The 15,236-nt window shown below is 71.1% G+C and carries 16 protein-coding genes and 1 pseudogene; 4 read left to right on the top strand and 13 right to left on the bottom strand.

Going from position 1 to position 15,236, the window contains the following annotated elements:
• Nucleotides 1–1,170: CDP-alcohol phosphatidyltransferase family protein (locus ABYX71_RS05610; protein WP_372695522.1), on the top strand; the 1,170-nt coding region annotated here is incomplete at its 5' end.
• Nucleotides 1,171–1,220: 50 nt separating this feature from the next.
• Here ABYX71_RS05610 and ABYX71_RS05615 read toward each other — a convergent pair.
• The 6 genes from ABYX71_RS05615 to ABYX71_RS05640 all read right to left on the bottom strand — a co-directional run bounded on the left by ABYX71_RS05615 (nucleotide 1,221) and on the right by ABYX71_RS05640 (nucleotide 6,047).
• Nucleotides 1,221–2,153, bottom strand: coding sequence for a hypothetical protein (locus ABYX71_RS05615; protein ID WP_372695523.1), 933 nt, complete (start codon nucleotides 2,151–2,153; stop codon nucleotides 1,221–1,223).
• Complete coding sequence (locus tag ABYX71_RS05620) at nucleotides 2,150–3,100, bottom strand: diacylglycerol kinase family protein (protein ID WP_372695524.1); 951 nt, start codon at nucleotides 3,098–3,100, stop codon at nucleotides 2,150–2,152. Before ABYX71_RS05620 ends, ABYX71_RS05615 begins: the two co-directional genes overlap by 4 nt.
• Nucleotides 3,093–4,184, bottom strand: coding sequence for a fatty acid desaturase (locus ABYX71_RS05625; protein ID WP_372695525.1), 1,092 nt, complete (start codon nucleotides 4,182–4,184; stop codon nucleotides 3,093–3,095). The genes ABYX71_RS05620 and ABYX71_RS05625 overlap by 8 nt, the downstream gene beginning before the upstream one ends.
• 161 nt (nucleotides 4,185–4,345) lie before the next feature.
• Nucleotides 4,346–4,765, bottom strand: a complete 420-nt coding sequence (locus tag ABYX71_RS05630) for a DUF1841 family protein (protein ID WP_372695526.1) — start codon at nucleotides 4,763–4,765, stop codon at nucleotides 4,346–4,348.
• Nucleotides 4,765–5,433, bottom strand: a complete 669-nt coding sequence (gene nth, locus ABYX71_RS05635; RefSeq protein ID WP_372695527.1) for an endonuclease III — start codon at nucleotides 5,431–5,433, stop codon at nucleotides 4,765–4,767. Before nth ends, ABYX71_RS05630 begins: the two co-directional genes overlap by 1 nt.
• Nucleotides 5,430–6,047 carry an RnfABCDGE type electron transport complex subunit B gene (locus ABYX71_RS05640; protein WP_372695528.1) on the bottom strand — a complete coding sequence of 206 codons (618 nt, stop codon included), beginning with the start codon at nucleotides 6,045–6,047 and terminating at the stop codon, nucleotides 5,430–5,432. Before ABYX71_RS05640 ends, nth begins: the two co-directional genes overlap by 4 nt.
• A 54-nt stretch (nucleotides 6,048–6,101) precedes the next feature.
• Between ABYX71_RS05640 and ABYX71_RS05645 the strand changes: the two genes are divergently transcribed.
• Entirely contained in the window at nucleotides 6,102–7,268 is a 1,167-nt protein-coding gene (locus ABYX71_RS05645; RefSeq protein WP_372695529.1) for a pyridoxal phosphate-dependent aminotransferase, read from the top strand.
• Nucleotides 7,265–7,966 (top strand): class I SAM-dependent methyltransferase, encoded by a 702-nt coding sequence (locus tag ABYX71_RS05650; RefSeq protein WP_372695530.1) that lies wholly within the window; start codon nucleotides 7,265–7,267, stop codon nucleotides 7,964–7,966. The genes ABYX71_RS05645 and ABYX71_RS05650 overlap by 4 nt, the downstream gene beginning before the upstream one ends.
• 6 nt (nucleotides 7,967–7,972) lie before the next feature.
• On the opposite strand, the gene uvrD is transcribed toward ABYX71_RS05650, so the two are convergent.
• A complete protein-coding gene (gene uvrD, locus ABYX71_RS05655) occupies nucleotides 7,973–10,258 on the bottom strand; it encodes a DNA helicase II (protein ID WP_372695531.1) in 2,286 nt (761 codons plus the stop codon).
• 195 nt (nucleotides 10,259–10,453) lie between these two features.
• Here uvrD and ABYX71_RS05660 point away from each other — a divergent pair, with 195 nt between their 5' ends.
• Entirely contained in the window at nucleotides 10,454–10,831 is a 378-nt protein-coding gene (locus ABYX71_RS05660) for a secondary thiamine-phosphate synthase enzyme YjbQ (protein ID WP_372695537.1), read from the top strand.
• Nucleotides 10,832–10,852: 21 nt separating this feature from the next.
• Here the strand turns inward: ABYX71_RS05660 and ABYX71_RS05665 are convergent, their stop codons facing one another.
• The 6 genes and pseudogenes from ABYX71_RS05665 to rho all read right to left on the bottom strand — a co-directional run.
• A complete protein-coding gene (locus tag ABYX71_RS05665; RefSeq protein WP_372695532.1) occupies nucleotides 10,853–11,260 on the bottom strand; it encodes a DUF2784 domain-containing protein in 408 nt (135 codons plus the stop codon).
• An 83-nt stretch (nucleotides 11,261–11,343) separates the two neighbouring features.
• Nucleotides 11,344–12,783, bottom strand: coding sequence for a M48 family metalloprotease (locus ABYX71_RS05670; RefSeq protein WP_372695533.1), 1,440 nt, complete (start codon nucleotides 12,781–12,783; stop codon nucleotides 11,344–11,346).
• Between the two features lie 5 nt (nucleotides 12,784–12,788).
• Nucleotides 12,789–13,526, bottom strand: coding sequence for a thermonuclease family protein (locus tag ABYX71_RS05675; protein WP_372695534.1), 738 nt, complete (start codon nucleotides 13,524–13,526; stop codon nucleotides 12,789–12,791).
• A 53-nt stretch (nucleotides 13,527–13,579) separates the two neighbouring features.
• Nucleotides 13,580–13,786, bottom strand: a complete 207-nt coding sequence (gene rpmE / locus ABYX71_RS05680) for a 50S ribosomal protein L31 (RefSeq protein WP_372695535.1) — start codon at nucleotides 13,784–13,786, stop codon at nucleotides 13,580–13,582.
• Between the two features lie 71 nt (nucleotides 13,787–13,857).
• Nucleotides 13,858–14,835 (bottom strand): malate dehydrogenase, encoded by a 978-nt coding sequence (locus ABYX71_RS05685; protein ID WP_372695536.1) that lies wholly within the window; start codon nucleotides 14,833–14,835, stop codon nucleotides 13,858–13,860.
• 40 nt (nucleotides 14,836–14,875) lie between these two features.
• A pseudogene (gene rho / locus ABYX71_RS05690) lies at nucleotides 14,876–15,236 on the bottom strand (transcription termination factor Rho); the annotation flags it as partial.

The raw sequence follows: 15,236 nt of genomic DNA on the forward strand, positions 1-15,236 counted from the left end.
GATGCAGTCAAGGTGAAACCGCTGGCAATTCTGGTCGGCCAGGCGCCCGTGCGCCTGTGGGGAATCGACGGGCGCGAGCGGCTGCGGCGCGTGCTGGGCAAGCTCGGCGTCGAGCTGCACGACGAACACGCCACAGCGCCCACCGGGCGCGACCTGCTGTACCTGCGCGCCGATTACCTGTTCGACGAGCGTGTGGTCGCGGCCCTGCTGGAAACACCGGGCGTCGCCCTTCGCGCCACCGCCGACGGGCCGCTGGTGGCCCTGCACGCCCCGGCCGCGCAGGCGGCGCCGGCCAGCGCCGTGCTGGCCGGCCAGACACCGGCCGACGGGTACCGCATCGAGACGCCCGAAAGCCTGGCAAGCGCCTACCAGGAACGCCTGCGCAAGCGCTCCACGCCCTACGTGCTGCCGGTGACCGAGGCCGAGCGGCCGGCGCTCGAGCAACGCCTGTTCGGCACCGCCTACAAGGGCGTCACCGACTTCATCACCAAGTGGTGGTGGCCACGTCCGGCGCGACAGGTCACCGGCGTGTGTGCCCGCCGTGGCATCACCCCCAACCAGGTCACGCTGACCGGCCTGGTGCTGACCGTCGCCGCCGGCTTCGCGTTCTGGGGCGGCTGGTGGCTGCCGGGCCTGGTGTGCGCCTGGCTGATGACCTTCCTCGACACGGTCGACGGCAAGCTGGCGCGGGTCACCGTCAAGTCGAGCCGCTTCGGCGACATCCTCGACCACGGCATCGACCTCATCCACCCCCCGTTCTGGTATGCCGCCTGGGCGCTCGGCGTGCCGGAGGGCAGCCTGCCGGCGCAGGCGCTGATCTGGGTGATCGTGACCGGCTACGTCGGCGGACGCCTGGCCGAGGGCGCGTTCCAGGTGCTGTGCGCCAAGTTCTCGCTGTTCGTGTGGCGGCCGTTCGACTCCTTCAACCGGCTGGTCACCGCCCGCCGCAACCCGAACCTGCTGATGCTCACCGTGTGCGCGCTGCTCGGCGCGCCGGCGCTGGGGCTGTGGCTGGTGGCCGGCTGGACGGTGCTGTCCACCGTGCTGCTGTGGGCGCGGGTGCGCATGGCGCTGGCCGAACGGCGGCGTGGCGCGCTGGTGTCCTGGCTGCTGCAGGTCGGGCGCGAGATTCCGGCCGACAGCCTGGCGGTGCGCTGGTTCGCCCGCTGAGCGTGCCCGTGGCCGGCGCCGGGCGCAGCCCTGGCACCGGCCTGCCCGCGTCAGCGGAAACCGCCGCGGCGCCATAGGCGCCAGGCCACGCCCCAGATGCCCAGCAGTGGATGGCGGCGCAGGAACGGCGTCGGCTCCACGCGCACGCCCGAATGCCGCTCCACCTTCCACAGCAGGTAGTCGACACCGCCGGCGAAGGTAAACGCCGCCTTCAGCAGCCGCGCCACGTTGAGCGTCTTGCCCAGCAGGCGCCGCCCGACCCAGGCCGCGCGCCCGGCCCGACGGCGCGCGGCACCGAGCGTGGCGCGATAGCCCCCCGGACACGGCTCCACGTCCTGCAGCGTCGCCGCCACCAGCGGCGTCAGCCGTCCGCGCCACGGCGCCAGGGCGTCCACCAGCGCCTGCACCGCACCCGGCCGCTCCGGGCGCAGCTCGGCGCGGTAGCAGGCCGTCAGCGCCGTGCGCCACCAGGCGGTCTCGTCGAACGGGCTGTCCAGCAGGGGCAGGGCACGGCCCAGCAGCGTGCACACGGCCTGCGTCAGGGCGTCCGTCACCCGCTCCCGCGCCGCGGCGTCACGCGCGTACAGCAGGCCGCTGGCCTGGCCGAAGCGGCCCCAGAAGTAACTTTGCCGGGCCGTCATGTGACGCGCGAAGGCGGCCGTTTCGACCACCGCGTACTTGCAGCGCAGCCGCTGACCGTCGCCGGGCAGCTCCAGGTAGTAGACGTTCGGCGGCAAGCGGCGGCAGGCCCAGGCCGACAGGCGGCTGCCCAGTGCCGCCCGCGCGTCGTCGACCAGCACATACAGGTCCAGCAAGCCCTCGCGGTCGTCGCCGCGGCGAAAGTTGGAGCCATAGAACAGCACCGCCGCCACGGCGTCGCCATGCCGCCGGCGCAGCGCCTGCGCCAGCGCCAGGGCGCCGGGCGGGGCCGGGACCTCCAGCAGTTCGCCTACCGTGGATGTCAGCACGGCCCCGGCGTTCACGGCCGCAGGAACTCGAACACCGGCCCGGCGTCGATGCGCAGCCGGGTGGCGGGAGGCGACAGATAGTCCTCGCCGTCCAGTGCATGGCCGCCGGCCGCGGTCAGTTCCAGCGTGTCGGCCCGGCAGCTGGCATAGCCGGCGTCGACGCCCGCCCAGGCCGGCGGGCGGCCGCGCAGCACGCCCGGCAGGGCCAGCGCCAGACGCCGGGCCGGGCGGCTGATGGCGGTGATGTTGATCGGCCCCGCGCCGGCGCCCCACCACGGCCGCAGCCCCAAGGCCAGGCGTTGATGTGTGGTGGCCGCCAGCACCAGGGCATCGCTGTGCTGCAGCGCGCCGTCGGTGCGCCACTCGATGGCCTGCGGCGCGAACGGCGCGCGGCCCGCCACCAGGCGCACCAGGCGACCGCTCACCCACAGCGCGGTGCCCAGCGCGCTGCGCAGGCCGGGCAGGCGGGCGTGTTCGCGAAACGCCCGGCAGTCGCGCACCGCCTGCGGCAACCCGCCGGCGGTCAGGAAAAAGCCGCAGCGGGCCGTGCCGTCCGCCTGGCGCACCGTCAACACCCGGCGCAGCGTCACCGCCAGCCGGTCGGCCAGCAACGCACGCAGCAGCGCGGCCGGCCGGCCGTGGCTGCCGATGTCATGGGCGCTCATGTTGGTGGTGCCGCCGGCCAGCAGCAGCAGCCGTGGCGGGGTGACGAACGGCGAGCGCAGCGCCAGCGCCGTCAATACCGCCTGGACGGTGCCGTCACCGCCGTTGACCGCCAGGTGGCGAACGCCGGCGGCGGCCAGTTCGGCCAGCGCCGTCTCGATGGCCCGTGGCTCGCGCGCCAGGCGGTGCGACACCGCCGGCGCCGTGGCCAGCACCGCCTCGACCGCCTTCAGCCCGCCACGCGCGTTGTGCCGGCCGGCCGGGTTGCTCAGGACGCCGACCGTGGCCGGGTCAAGCACCGCGCGCGCCGAGCCGGCGCCAGGACTGCATCAGGTCGGTGTTGCCGACGCTGCGCCGGGCGCCGTGCCACAGCTGCGACACGGCGGCGAAGAAGTTCGGGCAATCGGTCATGCGGTACGAGGCATCGGCCGGCAGCTGCGCCATCAAGCGGCGGTGCGCCTCGCCCATGGCGTGGTAGGGCATGGCCGGGAACAGGTGGTGCAGGGCGTGGTAGCGCAGCCCCACCGGGAACAGCAATGCGGTCAGCCAGGTCTGGCCGGTGATGTTGATCGAGTCCTCGAGCTGCCCCTGGTAGCTCATGCGCGCGCCGGTGTTGACGTACTTGTGGGCGGCGAGGTTGCGCACCCAGTTCAGCCCAACGGCGAAGGTCATCAGCAGGTACACCTTGCCCAGCACCGCCCACGGCAGCACACCGGTCACGAACAAGGTCGCCAGGCCTGCCAGCCAGGCGAAACAGGCCCACTCCTGCAACGCCCACAGCGCCATCGGCTCGTCCGCCGGCAGCTCGCGCTGGTAGTACGGGTTGCTGCCGTAGGACGACACCCGGCGCATCACCCAGCGCCGCAGACCCGGGTGCAGGTAGGACAGCGGCGTCACCACCAGAAAGCGCAGCACCGCCAGTGCCGGCAGGATCGGCACCTGCAGCAGGTACTTCACGGTCTCGGCCGCCGGGGCGCTGCCCAGCGGCAGGTACTCGCCATCCTGCGGCGTGCCGAAACGGTTGATGTTGTGATGATCCAGGTGGTTTCGGTACATCAGCGACGGCATCAGCAGCGGAATGCCGTAGGTGAGGTTCCAGAACAGCCTGAAGCCGGGCATGGCCTGGCCGTTCATGTGCACGATCTCGTGCATGAAGGTGCCGGCACGAAACAGCAGCACGCCGGCGCCGACAAAGGCCAGCGCCTGCACCGCCACAGGCCCGCTGCCGGTCAGGTAGACCAGCGCCAGGACGTAGCCCAGGCCGGCGCTCAGGCAGAAGTCGAGCCAGTACAGGCCCGGCCGGTAGGCGAACAGGTCGGCGACGATGCGACGCATGTCGTCCAGTGCGAAGCGGTCCGGGGAGGCAGGGGAAGGTGCGTTCATCGGCGGTCGGTCCGGTCGGTCTGCTGGGGCATGCGGCCGCTGCCGCCCCCGGAGGGTTCCGGCCGCCACGGCGCGAGACGCGCCGGTGCGTTGCCCGGTGGCCGGAACGGCGCGCAGTTTAGCAGTCACCGTTCCCGCTTCCGGGGGGCCGGCCAGCGCAGCTACAGCGTCCGCAGCGCCTCGCGGTAGGCGTCCATGTCCGGCTCACGGCCGGCACGCTGTGCCTGCCACAGCGCCTGCGCCAGGCAGTCGATGAGCCGGTGCTCGGCGGCGTGCGCGTCGCCCAGGCGACGCGCCAGGCGGGCACGCGCCTGCACCGCCTCCGGCGGCAGGCGGGTGGCCAGCTGCTCGCGCACGGCCAGGTGCAGGCCCATGTGCAGGTAGGGATTGGTGCGCCCGTCGCTGCCGTCGAACTCCTGCGCCAGCGCGTCCGGCGACAACACGAACGCCTGGTACTCCGGATGCAGGGCCAGCACGTCGGCAATGCGCTGCTGCTGAAGGTCCAGCGGCAACCCCTCGCAATGGCGCCGCCAGGCCTCGGCAAAGGCACGGCGCAGGCTGTCGCGGTCCTGACCGAACATCAGGCGGCCTGCGGCTTGTCGGCGGCCGCCGCCACGGCAGCGGCCTTGTCCGGCCATTCGCACAGGTCGGCCAGGCGGCACGCGCCGCAGCGTGGCTTGCGCGCCATGCAGGTGTAGCGGCCGTGCAGGATCAGCCAGTGGTGCGCATCGTGCCGGAATTCGGCCGGCGTCACCTTCAGCAGCCGGTCCTCCACCTGCCGCACGGTCTTGCCCGGTGCCAGGCCGGTGCGATTGGCAACACGGAAGATATGCGTGTCGACGGCGATGGTCGGCTCACCGAAGGCGGTGTTCAGCACCACGTTGGCGGTCTTGCGACCGACACCCGGCAGCGCCTCCAGTGCGGCGCGGTCGCGCGGCACCTGGCCGTCGTACTGTTCGACCAGCAGGCGGCAGGTCTTGATGATGTTCTGCGCCTTGCTGTTGAAAAGCCCGATGCGCCGCACGTGCGCCGTCACCCCTTCCACGCCCAGGGCCAGCATGGCCTGCGGCGTGTCGGCAGCGGCGAACAGGGTGGCGGTGGCCAGGTTCACGCTCTTGTCGGTGGCCTGCGCCGACAGGATGACGGCCACCAGCAGTTCGAACGGCGAACGGTAGTGCAGCTCGGTGGTCGGCGCCGGCATGGCCTCGCGCAGGCGCTCGAACAGGGCACGACGTTTGGTGGCGTTCATGCGCCGCGTGCCGCCAGCAGTTCACGGGCGCGGCGCAGCGCTTCCTGCACGTCCGACGACGGGCCGTCGTGCACCGGCGTCGGCGCGGGTACCGGCGGCACCCGGCGCCGCTGGCGAGCCTGATGACGGCGACGGTTGACGGCGGCGCGCCGGGCGTGAACGGCGTCGCTGTCCGGGGGCTGCGGCAGCAGGTGAATGCAGTCGACCGGGCACGGCGCCACACACAGGGCGCAGCCGTTGCACTCGTCGGCGATCACCCCGTGCAGGCGTTTGCCGGCACCGACGATGGCATCCACCGGACAGGCCCGGATGCACTTGGTGCAGCCGATGCACACCTCGGGGTCGATCCACGCGCGCTGCGGCGGCGGCGCCGATCCGCAGGCCGGATCCAGTGCCTGCTCTGGGCGCCCCAGCACCGCCGCCAAAGCCGCCACGGTCCGCTCCCCTCCGGGCGGACAGCGGTTCAGGTCACAGGCACCCGCCGCCAGCGCCTGCGCGTACGGCCGGCAGGCGTCATAGCCGCAGCGCCCGCACTGGGTCTGCGGCAGCAGCGCGTCGAGGGTATCGACCAGCGTGGTGGCCAGAGTGGTGGATGGATCCGACATGGCGGGCATTTTAACGCCGGCTGCTAGACTGCCCGGCGCTATCCACCACCCGCCACGCGCCCGATGACCGACCGCTTCCGCCCCGCCGCCCGCATGGCGGGCATCGCTCCGTTTCACGTCTTGGAAGTGATGGGCCACGCCGCCGCCGCGGCGGCGGCCGGGCACGACGTGGTGCACATGGAAGTGGGCGAGCCGGACTTCGACACGGCCGAGCCCATCGTCGAGGCCGGCGTGCGGGCGCTGCGCGACGGACAAACGCATTACACGCTGGCGCTCGGCCTGCCGGCACTGCGCGAGGCGATCGCCGGCTTCTACGGCAGTCGCCACGCCATCGCCGTCGAGCCGCGCCAGGTGGTGGTAACCGTGGGCGCCTCCGGCGCGCTGCAACTGGCGCTGTGGGCACTGGTCGGCCCGGGCGACGAAGTGCTGCTGACCGATCCCGGCTATCCGTGCAACCGGCACTTCGTGCTGCTCGCCGGCGGCACGCCGGTGACGCTGCCAACCGGCCCGGAAAGCGGCTGGCAGCCGACCGCCGAACAGATCGAAGCCGCCCTCACGCCGCGCACGCGGGCGGTGCTGCTGGCCTCGCCGGCCAACCCCACCGGCGCCGTCATCAGCCGCGGCGAACTGACCCGTATCGCCGCCCTGCTGCGCGAGCGTGGGGTGGCGCTGATCGCCGACGAGATCTACCACGGCCTGGTCTACGAGGCCGACACCTGCTCCGCCCTGGCCTGCGATCCGCAGGCGCTGGTGGTCAACAGCTTTTCCAAGTACTTCGGCATGACCGGCTGGCGCCTGGGCTGGCTGGTGGTGCCGGACGCACTGCTGCGGCCGGTGGAAAAGCTGGCGCAGAACCTGTTCATCGCACCGCCCACCCCGGCGCAGTTCGCCGCCCTGGCCGCCTTCGAGCCGGACACGCTGAGCCTGCTCGACGAACGGCGCGACGCGTTTCGCACCCGCCGCGACCTGCTGCTGCCGGCACTGCGGGCGATGGGCTTCGACATCCCCGTCACCCCGCAGGGCGCGTTCTACATCTACGCCGGCTGCCGGCAGTTCGCCGATGACAGCTTCGACTTTTCACTGCGCCTGCTGCAGCAGACCGGCGTGGCGACCACCCCCGGCCTCGACTTCGGCAGCCACACCGCGCACAGCCACCTGCGCTTTGCCTACACCACCTCGCACGAACGTATCGCCGAGGCGATCGCCCGCCTGCAACGCGCGCTGGCATGAATACGGTCCGCCCGGGCTTCGTGGTCAACGACGGGCGCGCGGCCAAGGCGCGCAAGATCCGCACCGTTCTGGAGCAGGCAAGCGGTTCCGACATCACCGGGCAACGCCTGCTGGACGTCGGCACCGGCAGTGGGGAAATCGCCCAGCTGCTCGGTGAGTACTGCGAGGTGGTGAGCGTCGATCCATGCGACCAACGTGTGCAGCGTCGCGGCTACCGATACCTGCGCGCCGGCACCACCCTGCCCTTTGCCGACGGGAGCTTCGACCTCGCGGTGTCCAACCACGTCATCGAACACCTCGACGATGCCGCCAGCCATGTGCGCGAGCTGGCACGGGTGCTGCGGCCCGGCGGCTGGGCCTACCTTGCCACGCCCAACCGGCTGTGGCCCTGGGAAGTCCACTACCGGGTGTGGTGCCTGCACTGGCTGCCGGAACCGCTGTTCGAGCGAGCGCTGCGCCGCATGGGACGTTTCACCGAACCGCTGCATCTGCTCGGTCGGCGCCGCCTGCTTACCCTGTGCGGCGGGCTGTTCGAGGTCGAGGACTTCGCGCCGCGCATCCTGCGCCGGCCCACCGCCTATCACCTGCACGTGTCGCGTCCGGTATCCCGCCTTCTCGGCGCCATGCCACAGGGCCTGTACCGGACATTCGCGGGACTGACACCGACATTGATCGTGGCGCTGCACCGGCGCCACTGAGCTCATTCAAGCCGGTGTCAGGCCCGCCATGTCGAGCATCAGCCACTTGCTGCCGGCGCGGGCGAACTTGACCTGCACGCGGGTGCGCGGGCCCTGGCCCTCGACGTCGGTGATCACGCCCTCGCCGAACTTGCCGTGCCGCACCCGCTGGCCGACCACCAGCCCGCTGTCGCCGGCCGGCCCGGCCTTGGGCGGCTCGGCCCAGTCACTGACACGCCGCGGCGCCGCCGGGGCGGCGGGACGGGTGTCGTCATGGCGGCCGGCCCGCCGTTCGCCGCGCCAGCTGCCGTTGCCGTAGCCGCCGAAACCGCCGCGACCGGCGCCGGGGGTGGCGCGGGCGCTCACCGGCCGGTCGACGGTACCGCGCAGGCGTACCTCGGTCAGGTGCTCGGCCGGGATTTCCTCGATGAAGCGCGAGGCCATGGCCGGCCGCGTCTCGCCGTGGATGCGCCGGCTCTCGGCATAGCTCACGAACAGCCGCTCACGGGCGCGCGTGAGGCCGACGTAGCACAGGCGACGCTCCTCCTCCAGCCGGGCCGGATCGTCGATGGAGCGCTGGCTCGGGAACAGGCCCTCCTCGACACCGACCAGGAACACCTGGCGGAATTCGAGCCCCTTGGCGGAGTGCAGCGTCATCAGCTGCACACAGTCGGCGCCGGCATCGCCCTGGGCGTCGCCGGCCTCGAGCGCGGCATGGCTCAGGAACGCCGTCAGCGCGTCGAGATCCTCGTCCTCGTTGACGAACAGGCTGGCGGCGTTGACCAGCTCGTCCAGGTTCTCCACCCGACCCTCGCCGCGGCCGTCCGGATCCTTGGCGTAGTGGTCCTTCAGGCCGCTGCCGTGCACGGCCACGGTGGCCTGATCCATCAGCGGCTGGCCCTGACAGGCGGCGCGCAACTCGCCGATCAGCCGGGCAAACCCGCCCAGCGCCGAGGCCGCCCGTGCCGCCAGGCCACCGCCTTCCAGCAGGCGCGTCATCACCTGCCACAGCGGCAGGCCGCTGGCCCGCGCCTCGCTGCGCAGGGTGTCGAGTGTCTTGTCGCCGATGCCGCGCGGCGGCTGGTTGACCACCCGCTCGAAGGCGGTGTCGTCGGCCGGGTTGGCGATCAGGCGCAGGTAGGCCAGTGCGTCGCGGATCTCGGCACGGTCGAAAAAGCGCTGGCCGCCGTACACCCGGTACTTGATGCGGCGCGCCATCAGTTGTTCCTCGAAGGCGCGCGACTGGGCGTTCGAGCGGTACAGGATGGCCACCTCGGAACGCGGGTTGCCGGCCGCCGCCCAGGCCTCGATCTGTTCGACCACGAAACGCGCCTCGTCCTGCTCGTTGTAGGCGGCGTAGAGCCGGATCGGCTCGCCCTGGCCGGCATCGGACCACAGGTTCTTGCCCAGGCGCTCGCGGTTGTTGGCAATCAGCGCGTTGGCGGCGGCCAGAATGGTGCCGGTGGAGCGGTAGTTCTGCTCCAGGCGGATCACCTTGACCGCCGGGAAGTGACGCTCGAACTCGCGCATGTTCTCCACCTTGGCGCCGCGCCAGCCGTAGATGGACTGGTCGTCGTCGCCGACGGCGAACAGGCTGCTGTCGGGGCCGGCCAGGTTGCGCAGCCAGGCGTACTGCAGGGTGTTGGTGTCCTGGAACTCGTCCACCAGGATGTGCCGGAAACGACGCCGGTAGTGATCGCGCAGGGCCGGCTGCTGCACCCACAGCTCGTTGCTGCGCAGCAGCAGTTCGCCGAAGTCGACCATGCCACCGCGCTCGCAGGCGGCCTCGTAGCGGCGGTACAGCTCGGCCAGCAGGGCCCGGTCGGCGAAGCCCTGGGTGTCGACGTGACGGGCGCGCTGACCCTCGTCCTTGCGGGCGTTGATGAAGGACGCCACCGCAGCCGGCTTCAGGCTGTCGTCACCCAGCTCGCGCATCAGCCGCTTGATCAACCGCTGCTGGTCGTCCGAATCCAGAATCTGGAACGTCTCCGGCAGACCCGCCTCGCGCCAGTGCGCGCGCAGCAGACGATGCGCGATGCCGTGAAAGGTGCCGACCCACAAGGCCCGCGGCGACACGGCCACCAGCTCGCCGATACGCTCGCGCATTTCGGCTGCCGCCTTGTTGGTGAAGGTAACCGCCAGGATCTCGGCCGGCGCCGCACGCTCGACATCGATCAGCCAGGCGATGCGGTGGGTCAGTACACGGGTCTTGCCGCTGCCGGCACCGGCCACCACCAGCGCGGTCTGGCCGGGCACGGTGACGGCCTCGCGCTGCGGCGGGTTCAGGCGTTCGATCTGGCGTTCGAGATTCATGCTCACTTCAAAACTGTTGGACGGTACGGCACGACGCGGGTTCGCGTCCCGGCACGGGCCGGGCATTCTATCCAAGGCCCCGCCGCCGGTCCGGCCGGCGGTCACGGTGAACCCGATGCCCGGCAGCGCCACAGGAGACATCCGCTGAACACCCTGCACCAGGAACACCTGCAGCATGCCGGCCCCGGCCCCGGCCTGCACGACCTCACCGACGCCGTGCAGGCGGCGGTGGCACGCAGCGGCGTGATGACCGGCCTGTGCCACCTGTTCCTGCACCACACCAGCGCCGGCCTGCTCATCACCGAGAACGCCGACCCGTCCGTCCACCGCGACCTGCTGCGCTGGCTGGACCGGCTGGCGCCGGCGGACCGCCACGCCTACGAGCACGACACCGAAGGGCCGGACGACATGCCGGCGCACCTGAAGGCCGTGCTGGGCGGCTGCACGCTGACCGTGCCGGTGACCGGCGGGCGCTGTGACCTGGGCACCTGGCAAGGCATTTATCTGGCCGAATTTCGGCGCCTCCCGCAGCGCCGACGCATCACCGTCAGCGTGTCGGGCAGCGCGGACTGACGGCGCCCAGCCGGTGCCGTGTCAGCGGCCGCGCCCGGCGCGGGGCGGAAACCGCCACCAGGCCCAGGCCACCAGCAGGCCGAACACGGTGTACACGACCGCGAACACCCCTATCGGCACCTCGTAATAGAGAAGCCGTGCCATCCAGTAGCCGACAAAACTGCTGTCATACGGCGCTTGCCCCGCCTGCCGGCGCAACCACGACTCCAGCAGCGTGAGACCGCAGTAGCGCCCCAGCCAGGCCTGCACCACCACCACGCCCACCACCAGGACGTGCAGCACCCGAAACCGGCGGTTGTCCACCCATGCCCAGCCGGCGGCGTTGCCGATCGGGACGGCGACCAGGCCGAGCACGACGAACGCCACGATCGCCACGTGGACTGCCAGCACCGCATCGGCGAGCACCGGGTACGACGGCAAGATGTCCATGCGCAGCGCCTGCTACACCGCGACAGCATGAACCGGGCACGATCGCGACACCGTGCCGGCGCCGTGCTCGCCACGCCGAAACATCACTTCACGCGCTTGAGTACCTGCCCGGCCACCGGCTCGCCGGTCGGGTAGGCACCGTTCAGCAGCCGCAACTGCGCCTCGGCATCGCCGGTCAGGCGTGACGCGCGCGCCAGGCCGGCAAAGCGGTCGCCGGCCTTTGCGGTGTACAGCCGCAGCCGCAGCGGCTCGGCCAGGGGCTTCTCGTCCTCGCGCAGCGGATGGAAGGACAGCGCAGCCTGGCGCATGGCGGCATCCACCGCCGCCGGATCGGCGCCGTCCAGGGCCGCGCTGGCCAGGATGTACGCCTGCTTGCGATGGAAGATGACGCTCACGCGGCCTGGCCGCCCCTGCAGCTTGAGCGGCGCGCTGTAGCCGGGCAAACCGGCCGGGGCAATCTCCTCGCCCGACGGATTGCGGATACCCAGGCGCTGGATCATGAACTCGCGCGGCGTGATGCGCTGGTTCAGGTCCTGACTGGTCAGCTGTGCCTGGGCGGTACCGCCGGGGGCGATGGCGAGCAGGCGATCGGGCCGGTTGTCCAGCCGCCAGCCGGCAGGAAACGCCAACGCGAAATCGAGATCGCGGTGATAGAAGCGGTTCTCGCGCCGGATGCCCTGCTCGGCGCTGTCGCCATAGACCAGGCCGTCGATGCGCCGCAGGTAGGCCATGCGGCCATCGTCCGCCGGCGTGTCCGGCGCCAGGAACGACGCCTTGGCGAGCACTTCCTTCAGGCGCGTGTCCTCGTCCGGATGGGTGGCAAACAGGCCGTGATAGGTCTGCGGTTCACGACCCTCCGCCGTGGCCCGCGCGGTGGCGTAGTCTCCCTGCGCCTTCAACGCCCGCAACACGCCCAGGATCGCCTGCGGGTCGTAGCCGGCCTGCGCCAGGTACTGCGCACCCAGACCGTCGGATTCGAGTTCATGCTCGCGTCCATAGCCGCTGAGCAGGGCCTGGCCCAGCACGCCCATGACGTTCTGCGCCACGTTGCTGCCCATGCCGGGCACGAAGATGCCGCCGAGCGTCATGCCCAGCTGTGCGGCGGTGGCGGCGGTGTACTGGCGCACCGCATGGCGGGCCGTGACGTGACCGATCTCGTGCCCCAGCACGCCGGCCAGTTCCGCCTCGCTGCCGAGGTAGGCCAGCAGGCCACGGGTGATGTAGATGTAGCCGCCCGGCAGCGCAAAGGCGTTGACCTGGTCGGAATCGACCACCGTGAAGCGGTAGATCAGGTTCGAGCGGTGACTGACCGCCGCCAGCCGGTCACCGATGCCCTGCACATAGGCCTGCAGCGCCGGGTCGGCATACTCACCGTAGGCCTGCAACAGCTTCGGGTGCATGTCGCGCCCGATGGCGATCTCCTGCCGCTCGGACATCAGCGCCACCTCGCGCCGGCCGGTGACCGGATTGGTGGCGCAGGCGGCAAGCAACAGCAGGCAGGTCAAGGCAGTGAACGTTCGCATGGTACTCACTTGGACACCTCGATCTGCGCCGGGTGCCACAGCCTCATCTGCGGCCGGCCGTAGCGGGACTTCAGTTTGCCGCGGGCGACCACCTCCCGACCACGCCAGGCACCCGGATCGGCCGGCGCAAACGCCGCCCAGTCCCGTCGCGCAACACGCAGCTGCACGCGCCGGTCGAGCTTCAGCAGCACCCAGTCATCGCGTCGCTGGGCGCTGGTGACACGCCCGCGCACGCGCCGCCAGCGGCCGTCCGCCGGCACCTTGCCGGCCGGTTGCACCTGGTAGTCCGGCAACAGCCACAGGCCGCGTTTCGCCCGCCGCGCCTCGCGCTCGGCCGCCAGCAGGCAGTCCGCCAGCGCGACGTTCGGCGGCAGTATGAACACCACAGCCAGCCCCTCGCGCAGCAGGGTTTCCTCGACACTCGTGCCGTCGGCCCGAAAGGCATGGGCGAGCGCGCGACCGAAGCGGTCGTGCGGTTGCCGGTCGCGTGCCAGCTGCACCGTCCCGCCCCGGGGCAGCAGCTGTGCCACGCGCGCCTTCGCCTGCTCGGCCAGCGGCTGAGGCTCGCCGTCGTGGTAGTTCATTTCCGGCGTATCGATGCCGAGCAGGCGCACCCGGCGACCGTCGGCCAGGCGCAGCGTGTCGCCGTCGTAGTGAAAGGACACACGGGCCCGCTCGAGCGGGCCCGGCGGGTGGCAGGCGGCACCGGCAAGACCACAGGCGAGCAGCGCCGCCAGAAACACAAAAGGCGCCCGAAGGCGCCCTTTGTGTAGCGGACCGGCGAGCCGGCCGGGCATCAAGCCCTGCCGTAACGCCGGTTGAAGCGCTCCACGCGGCCGCGGCGATCGCCGATCTTCTGCTTGCCGGTGTAGAACGGATGGCAGCTGGAGCACACGTCCAGCTGCAACTCGGGCTTGCCCAGCGCCGAGCGGGTCTCGAAGGTGTTGCCGCAACTGCAGGTGACAGAGACGGTTTCGTACTTGGGGTGAATGTCGGCTTTCATGGCGCTGTCTTCGGTTCGGTTGGGCGCTCGGCGGGCCGCGGAGGATAGGACAAAGCGGCCCGCCAGGCAAGTCACAGCAGGTGTTGCACCGCCGCGCGCTCCTCGAGCAGTTCCTTGGCGGTGGCGTCCATGCGCGCGCGGCTGAAGTCGTCGACCGGCAGGTTCTGCACGATCTCGTACCGGCCATCGCGGCAGGTCACCGGATACGAATAGATGATGCCCTCGGGCACGCCGTAGCTGCCGTCGCTCGGGATGGCCATGCTGGTCCAGTCGCCGTCGGCGGTGCCCAGCGCCCAGGTGCGCATGTGGTCGATGGCGGCCGAGGCGGCCGAGGCGGCGCTCGACGCGCCACGGGCGGCGATGATGGCGGCGCCACGCTGCTGCACGGTGGGAATGAAGTCGCTCTCGAGCCAGGCCTGGTCGACCAGCTCCGATGCCGGGCGGCCATCGACCAGCGCGTGCGAGACGTCCGGGTACTGGGTGGAGGAGTGGTTGCCCCAGACCGTCATGCGACGGATGGACGGCACCGCGGCGCCGGTCCTGGCGGCCAGCTGGCTGATGGCGCGGTTGTGATCCAGGCGCGTCATGGCCGTGAACTGGCGCGGGTCCAGGTCGGGCGCGCTGCGGCTGGCGATCAGCGCGTTGGTGTTGGCCGGGTTGCCGACCACCAGCACCTTGACGTCGCGCGAGGCGTGATCGTTCAGCGCCTTGCCCTGCACGGTGAAGATGGCGCCGTTGGCCTCCAGCAGGTCCTTGCGCTCCATGCCCGGGCCGCGCGGACGGGCACCGACCAAGATGGCGTAGTCCGCATCCTTGAAACCGACGTTGACGTCGTCGGTGGCGACGATGTCCGTCAGCAGCGGGAAGGCGCAGTCGCGCAGTTCCATGACCACGCCCTCGAGCGCCTTGAGCGCCTGCGGCACTTCGATCATCTGCAGGATGACCGGCTGGTCGGGGCCAAGCATGTCGCCGGCGGCGATGCGGAACAGCAGGGCATAGCCGATCTGGCCGGCACAGCCGGTGACAGCGATACGAACGGGCGTCTTCACGGGTCGGATCCTCGACGGGAAGGAGTTGACGGGAAAGGCCTCAGGCCTTCATGGAAGCGAAGAATTCGGTGTTGCTCTTGGTGTTGCGCAGGCGCTCGAGCAGGAACTCCATGGCCGCCACCTCGTCCATGGAGGCCAGCAGGCGGCGCAGGATCCACACCTTCTGCACCTCGTCCGGCTTCATCAGCAACTCCTCGCGGCGCGTGCCGGAGCGGTTGATGTTGATGGCCGGGAAAATCCGCCGCTCGGCGATCTTGCGCTCGAGGTGGATTTCCATGTTACCGGTGCCCTTGAATTCCTCGTAGATCACATCGTCCATGCGCGAGCCGGTCTCGACCAGCGTGGTGGCGATGATGGTCAGGCTGCCGCCTTCCTCGATGTTGCGCGCGGCGCCGAAGAAC

The sequence above is a fragment of the Immundisolibacter sp. genome (assembly GCF_041625615.1).
Lineage (GTDB): Bacteria > Pseudomonadota > Gammaproteobacteria > Immundisolibacterales > Immundisolibacteraceae > Immundisolibacter.

Excerpts from the sequence above, each read along its gene's own strand:
- ABYX71_RS05625 (WP_372695525.1), bottom strand. The coding sequence starts at position 4,184 with ATGAACGCACCTTCCCCTGCCTCCCCGGACCGCTTCGCACTGGACGAC.
- rpmE (WP_372695535.1), bottom strand. The coding sequence starts at position 13,786 with ATGAAAGCCGACATTCACCCCAAGTACGAAACCGTCTCTGTCACCTGC.
- uvrD (WP_372695531.1), bottom strand. The coding sequence starts at position 10,258 with ATGAATCTCGAACGCCAGATCGAACGCCTGAACCCGCCGCAGCGCGAG.
- ABYX71_RS05640 (WP_372695528.1), bottom strand. The coding sequence starts at position 6,047 with ATGCCCGCCATGTCGGATCCATCCACCACTCTGGCCACCACGCTGGTC.
- ABYX71_RS05645 (WP_372695529.1), top strand. The coding sequence starts at position 6,102 with ATGACCGACCGCTTCCGCCCCGCCGCCCGCATGGCGGGCATCGCTCCG.
- ABYX71_RS05670 (WP_372695533.1), bottom strand. The coding sequence starts at position 12,783 with ATGCGAACGTTCACTGCCTTGACCTGCCTGCTGTTGCTTGCCGCCTGC.
- ABYX71_RS05650 (WP_372695530.1), top strand. The coding sequence starts at position 7,265 with ATGAATACGGTCCGCCCGGGCTTCGTGGTCAACGACGGGCGCGCGGCC.
- ABYX71_RS05630 (WP_372695526.1), bottom strand. The coding sequence starts at position 4,765 with ATGTTCGGTCAGGACCGCGACAGCCTGCGCCGTGCCTTTGCCGAGGCC.
- nth (WP_372695527.1), bottom strand. The coding sequence starts at position 5,433 with ATGAACGCCACCAAACGTCGTGCCCTGTTCGAGCGCCTGCGCGAGGCC.
- ABYX71_RS05665 (WP_372695532.1), bottom strand. The coding sequence starts at position 11,260 with ATGGACATCTTGCCGTCGTACCCGGTGCTCGCCGATGCGGTGCTGGCA.